A 6020-nucleotide genomic window follows, 5' to 3' on the forward strand; every position below is an offset into this window, starting at 1 on the left:
AGACGATGTTCGGACTATTTAAAAAGAAAACAGAATCAGAAAAACTTCAAAAAAAATACAAATCACTTATGGCTGAATGGCATAAACTATCTAGTATTAATAGAGCCGAAAGTGATAAAAAATATGCTGAAGCAGAAGCTGTTTTAAAACAAATTGAAACATTAAAACAATAATAAAAATTATTTTAAACTCATGAAACTATTCAAGTACATTGTTGTTTTTTTAGTCATCAATTTTGGAGCTTTAGCCATTGGTAGTTGGCTGATGAATGACGGTCCAAGAACCGAATGGTATGAAAACTTAAATCAAGCACCTTGGACGCCTCCAGGATGGTTTTTTGGTGTTGCATGGAGTACTATAATGATTTGTTTTTCAGTTTATATGGCACACTTATACAAACTGCAACCTAACACAAAATTAATAACACTATTTGGTATTCAATTTTTACTCAATGTTATCTGGAATTTTATTTTCTTCAATCAGCATTTAGTACTATTAGGCCTTATTTGTATCATTTTACTAACTATAATTGTTGGATTGTTTTTATTCAATTATAAAAACGCATTAAAACAAAAAAGCTTATTAATACTCCCCTACTTTATTTGGTTATGCATAGCCACATCGCTTAATGCGTATATTTTATTTAATAATTAGTTTAAATTTATTTAGATGAAGATATATACGCTACATAAAAAACAGAATCTTCCAATTACGCTACAAGAAGCTTGGGATTTTTTATCGAGTCCGAAAAACTTAAAAACCATTACTCCAGATTATATGGGGTTTAACATTTTGTCTGGAGCAGACAGACCTATGTTTGCTGGTCAAATAATACAGTATATTGTTACTCCTGTTTTAAGTATTAAAACTAAATGGGTTACCGAAATTACCCATGTAGTTGACAAACATTACTTTGTTGATGAACAGCGTTTTGGTCCTTATGCGCTTTGGCATCATAAGCATTTTATAAAAGAAATTGAAGGCGGTGTAGAAATGGAAGATATTATAGATTATAAAGTTCCTTTTGGAATTTTAGGACAACTTGTTCATCCGTTTTTAGTGAAACCTAAGCTGGAAGAAATTTTTAACTACCGAACTAAAAAACTTGAAGCTTTATTTGGTAAATATTAAATGAAACACGCCATAAACATATTCTGGTTTCGTCGCGATTTACGATTAAATGATAATCACGGACTATTTGCAGCATTACAAGCTAAAAACCCAGTGCTTCCTATTTTTATTTTTGACTCAAATATTTTAGAACGATTACCCAAAGATGATACTCGGGTTACATTTATACATGAAACGCTTCAAGAAATAAATACAAAACTTCATAAAGAATTTAACAGCGGTATTTCTATGTTCTTAGGAAAACCCATAGACATCTTTAAGAAATTATTAGAAACCTATACCATTGAAAGTGTTTACACCAATCATGATTACGAGCCTTATGCAAAAGAACGTGACTTAGAGATTGAAACACTTTTAGTAGAACATAATGTAAACTTTAAAACCTATAAAGACCAGGTTGTTTTTGAAAAAAACGAGATTACTAAAGCTGATGGTAAACCATACTTAGTGTACACACCATACATGAAACGTTGGAAAGAAACTTTTAGAAGGCTTGATTTCAACACTTATCCATCAGAAACATTATTACCTAACCTTATTTCAAATGATACCTTTTCAAATTTAAGTTTAGCAGATATTGGTTTTTCTAAATCAAGTCAAAACATTGAAGCTTATACTGTAAGTCCTCTATTAATTGAAAGCTATGAAAACACCCGAAACTTCCCCGCACAAGACAGCACCTCTAAGTTAGGTCCGCATTTACGTTTTGGCACAGTAAGTATTCGTAATATGGTAAAAAAAGCAACCGCACAACAAAATGAAATATTTTGGCAAGAGCTTATTTGGCGAGAATTTTTCACCCAAATATTATGGCACTTTCCGCAAACACAAACTGAAAGTTTTAAGCCTAAATATAACCGTATTGTTTGGCGCAATAACGAAACCGAATTTAAAGCTTGGTGCGAGGGTAAAACTGGTTATCCGTTAGTTGATGCAGGTATGCGACAATTAAACCAAACAGGGTTTATGCATAATCGTGTGCGTATGCTTGTTGGTAGTTTTTTATGCAAACACTTATTAATTGATTGGCGTTGGGGTGAAGCTTATTTTGCCGAAAAACTACACGATTACGATATGGCAAGTAATGTTGGTAATTGGCAATGGGTAGCTGGTTGCGGTGTTGATGCTGCTCCTTATTTTAGAATTTTTAACCCAACAACTCAAATTGAGAAGTTTGATAAAAATTTAGAATATATAAAACAATGGGTTCCCAATTTTCAAGAACTTACTTACCCTACTCCTATTGTCGATCATAAAATGGCTAGAGAGCGTTGTCTTAAAACTTATAAGGAGGCTTTAAGTTAGTCTCCTTTTTAAATTTATAGAAAAACCAAACCTTAAGCAGAAAGAATTAAACTACAAAACACTGTATCTTTTTTATTTTATTGTAGGAAAAAATAATTATCTTTACTGGATAACAGCAACAAAACACTTACTGTATCCTGACATATTTACGGGATATGAGTAATAAAAGTAATTATATAACGTGTTGCCACCAATTAGAGAAAAAATCGCATATAAATGAATAATCCTGAAATTTTTGAAGGAACTACAGTAAATGAAAGGCTCTATATATCTGGAATGATGAATGAGTTTGAAAAAGCTATCAAAAAAGATAATAGGAATATTGCGTACAGAATTTTAAGAGAACTGAAAGTTGACGAACCTTCAATAATTTTAACAGTTGGTTACACAAAAGAAAATATGAAATATCCAAATGCTTGGGATTTTCCGAATGAAAATTCTAACAAACTGAAAAATGAAAACAATGCTACTTTGGAATATTCAAACCTATATGAAATTGGAATGGGAGCACCAATAAGCGGAATTTGCAAACTCAATAGAAAAGGAGAAAATACTGTTCTAATTGGAAATAATTGTGGTGGACCTGGATTATGGAATGAATCTGGACTAAAAATAGCAATTCCAATTTGGGAAAATTCGTTTTTTAAAGGAAAAATTCAGAAAATAGGAATATTTGACTTGGAAAAAAATACTTTAACTAAATATAAAAAGAAATTTAGAGTGTTAAATTTAGAGACATTTAAGAAAAATACAATTAAAGGAATTGACAGTCCAATTCATAAATCTAAAAATATCGAATTTAACATTGAAAATGAAAAAATTGAGAAAATTATCGAAATAAAAATAACTGGTGGCAACACCGTATAAACTTTATTGCTTGCTTCTTGCCTACTTGCGAAAGTCCTCGCGGACTTTCTTGGTCGGTAATTATTTACTATATTTACTGCTAAACCGACGCAACAAAGCTTATACCAATCCGTTGTAGCCAATTAAAACCATCTTCAAATTAAACCTTTTGGAAATAAGAAAGTCCTAATTCTAAACAAATCAATTATGACCTACAAAAATTATTTCAAAACAACGAGTATTTACTTGTTTGTAACTTTCATTACGCTTACTAGCTGTAACAAATCTGATGATTCTACCGTAATTAAGGAAGAAACTTTACCTGAAACTGTTGACCTCACTAGTTTGCCATTTGGTGGTGTGGGAGAAACAGAAATCTTAATAAGAAATCAAGGCGACCCATTTCCTGATTTTCTTTCTTTATGGTTATGTGGACTACCATCTGACGGAGCAGGAGCAAATAATGCAAGTGATTGGACGAATCCCGATGGAACTTGGGATTATACAAGAAAACCTCAAGTAGAAGGCAACATAACGTGGAATCACATATTTGACATTCGTTTAGATGGAAATGGCAACAGAATTATTACAGGAAATAATTTACCAGACCATCCGACTGGTATATTTCCAATTCAACCCGGTACGGAAGCTTTTCAATATGATAGAAATCCAAACATTATTTCTGAACAAGTTGTAAATTACACATTACCTGCAATACCTCAAATTGCCCAAGAAGCAAATTGCGTATTTTTTGGTCCTGCTGGATTTTCTGTTACTGGTGCTGCTATTTATCACGGAGCATCAACGCTCGGAACAGATGCAGCAGCACACGAAATGCTAGATAGATATGGTGGTCACACAGATGGTACAGAAAGATATCATTATCATTTTCCTGCCGAAGACCTACAGAATCATATTCACGAACACGAATCTGGACACGGAGCACTTATGGGATATATGTTGGACGGTTTTGGGATATATGGTCCTCAAGGTGAAAATGGTGAAATACTAACTTCCGCAGATTTAGATGAATGTCACGGTCACACACATCCAGTTCTTTGGGATGGCGAAATGATAAACCTATACCACTATCATTGGACGTATGATTTTCCATATAATATTGGATGCTTTAAAGGAACACCTCAATAAAAACAACCTGCAAAATGAATAAAATAAAATCAATCTTATTATTCTCAATTGTTTTAGTCATCTTTTCTTGTTCAAAAGACTCAAATGAAGAGACTAGTATTGAAGTCCCAAATACAGAATCACCAAATATTCTTTTCATTATAGCAGATGATTTAGGTAAAGATGCTATAAATGGATTTTCAGAAGGAAGTATAAAACCAAATACACCAAACATAGATGCTATTAGAAATAATGGAATCTCTTTCAGTAATTTTTGGACAAACCCAACTTGTACACCAACGAGAGCTTCCATAATAACTGGAAAGTATGGTTATAGAACTGGTGTAAAAGGTGTTGGCGATGAGTTATCTATTCAGGAAACTACACTACAAGAATATATTAGCAATCAAACCAATAATGAATATTCATCTGCAATTGTTGGAAAATGGCATCTTTCAGGTAATAATTCAGTAATAAACCCAGAAACGTTTGGACTTGACTATTATGCAGGACTTGTGCGTGGTGCTGTAGATAATTATTACCAATGGCAATTAAACGAAAGTGGTAATACAAGTAAAAACACGGAATATATAACCCAAGCTTTTACAGACTTATCAATTAATTGGATTAACCAACAATCTAAACCTTGGTTTATGTGGTTAGCTTATACTGCACCTCATACACCATTTCATGCACCACCAAGTAATATGCACAGTCAAGGAAATTTACCAACATATAATAATGTCCTTGACCCAATACCATACTATATGGCAGCGATTGAAGCTATGGATTTTCAAATTGGGAGATTATTAGACAATATTCCCGAAGATGAAAGAAATAACACGATAATCATTTTTATTGGAGATAATGGTACGCCAAATCAAGTTGCCCAAAGTCCTTATTCAAGTTCAAAGGTGAAAGAAACGTTATATCAGGGAGGAATAAATGTTCCAATGTTTATTTCGGGAAATTCAGTTTCAAGAACTGGAACAGATAACAGCTTAATAACTAGTACAGATTTGTTTGCAACTATAGCTCAAATTGCTGGCAGTTCGACAAGCGAAATTCACGATAGCAAAAGTTTTAAATCACTTTTCACAGAATCTACCAATATAAGAGATTATCAATACTCTGAACTGGTTGATGGTGCAGATGATGAATGGACAATAAGTAATGGAACATATAAACTCATTGTCAATTCACTTGGAATGGAAGAACTCTACAATTTAGTGAATGACCCTTACGAAAATAATAATTTACTTAATGGAACTCTATCTACAACAGAACAGAACGCAAAAACAGAATTGGAAACTGAATTAACAAACATTCGGAATTAAAAATAACTGGCTACAACAACGTGTATAAGTAATAGCTACATGAGTTTTAATTCAAGTCGCTATTACTTTTTATTATGTATATTACTTACTGAAAAGTAATGCCTATTAAATCGCTACTACTCATACACAAATACGTTGCCCACAATAGCGAAACGCACTCAGCAGGAAGTAAATCGAAATTAAAAAAAAGCGAAATTTAGCGGAATAAAACGCGGAATTAATTGCGCTGAATTTTTACTCAAATCGGAATAAAAATCACATCGGACTTTTTAG

General features: G+C 32.6%; 7 protein-coding genes. All 7 read left to right on the forward strand.

Going from position 1 to position 6020, the window contains the following annotated elements; genetic code table 11:
• Positions 1-5: 5 nt before the first annotated feature.
• Complete coding sequence (locus ACH5TX_RS02350) at positions 6-173, forward strand: Lacal_2735 family protein (RefSeq protein ID WP_439337951.1); 168 nt, start codon at positions 6-8, stop codon at positions 171-173.
• 19 nt (positions 174-192) lie between these two features.
• The gene (locus ACH5TX_RS02355) at positions 193-654 is read left to right on the forward strand and encodes a TspO/MBR family protein (RefSeq protein WP_439337952.1); all 462 of its coding nucleotides are present in this window, start codon (positions 193-195) and stop codon (positions 652-654) included.
• A 15-nt stretch (positions 655-669) separates the two neighbouring features.
• Positions 670-1131 carry an SRPBCC family protein gene (locus ACH5TX_RS02360; RefSeq protein ID WP_439337953.1) on the forward strand — a complete coding sequence of 154 codons (462 nt, stop codon included), beginning with the start codon at positions 670-672 and terminating at the stop codon, positions 1129-1131.
• Complete coding sequence (locus tag ACH5TX_RS02365) at positions 1132-2436, forward strand: cryptochrome/photolyase family protein (protein WP_439337954.1); 1305 nt, start codon at positions 1132-1134, stop codon at positions 2434-2436. It abuts the gene before it with no gap.
• 216 nt (positions 2437-2652) lie between these two features.
• Positions 2653-3303 carry a hypothetical protein gene (locus ACH5TX_RS02370; protein ID WP_439337955.1) on the forward strand — a complete coding sequence of 217 codons (651 nt, stop codon included), beginning with the start codon at positions 2653-2655 and terminating at the stop codon, positions 3301-3303.
• A gap of 186 nt (positions 3304-3489) precedes the next feature.
• A complete protein-coding gene (locus ACH5TX_RS02375) occupies positions 3490-4431 on the forward strand; it encodes a YHYH protein (protein ID WP_439337956.1) in 942 nt (313 codons plus the stop codon).
• A gap of 14 nt (positions 4432-4445) precedes the next feature.
• A complete protein-coding gene (locus tag ACH5TX_RS02380; RefSeq protein ID WP_439337957.1) occupies positions 4446-5747 on the forward strand; it encodes a sulfatase-like hydrolase/transferase in 1302 nt (433 codons plus the stop codon).
• Positions 5748-6020: the final 273 nt, after the last annotated feature.

Source organism: Thalassobellus citreus (assembly GCF_044385915.1).
Taxonomy (GTDB): Bacteria; Bacteroidota; Bacteroidia; order Flavobacteriales; family Flavobacteriaceae; genus Thalassobellus; species Thalassobellus citreus.

Coding starts and splice junctions, on each gene's coding strand:
- ACH5TX_RS02350 (WP_439337951.1), top strand. CDS start 6: ATGTTCGGACTATTTAAAAAGAAAACAGAATCAGAAAAACTTCAAAAA.
- ACH5TX_RS02355 (WP_439337952.1), top strand. CDS start 193: ATGAAACTATTCAAGTACATTGTTGTTTTTTTAGTCATCAATTTTGGA.
- ACH5TX_RS02360 (WP_439337953.1), top strand. CDS start 670: ATGAAGATATATACGCTACATAAAAAACAGAATCTTCCAATTACGCTA.
- ACH5TX_RS02365 (WP_439337954.1), top strand. CDS start 1,132: ATGAAACACGCCATAAACATATTCTGGTTTCGTCGCGATTTACGATTA.
- ACH5TX_RS02370 (WP_439337955.1), top strand. CDS start 2,653: ATGAATAATCCTGAAATTTTTGAAGGAACTACAGTAAATGAAAGGCTC.
- ACH5TX_RS02375 (WP_439337956.1), top strand. CDS start 3,490: ATGACCTACAAAAATTATTTCAAAACAACGAGTATTTACTTGTTTGTA.
- ACH5TX_RS02380 (WP_439337957.1), top strand. CDS start 4,446: ATGAATAAAATAAAATCAATCTTATTATTCTCAATTGTTTTAGTCATC.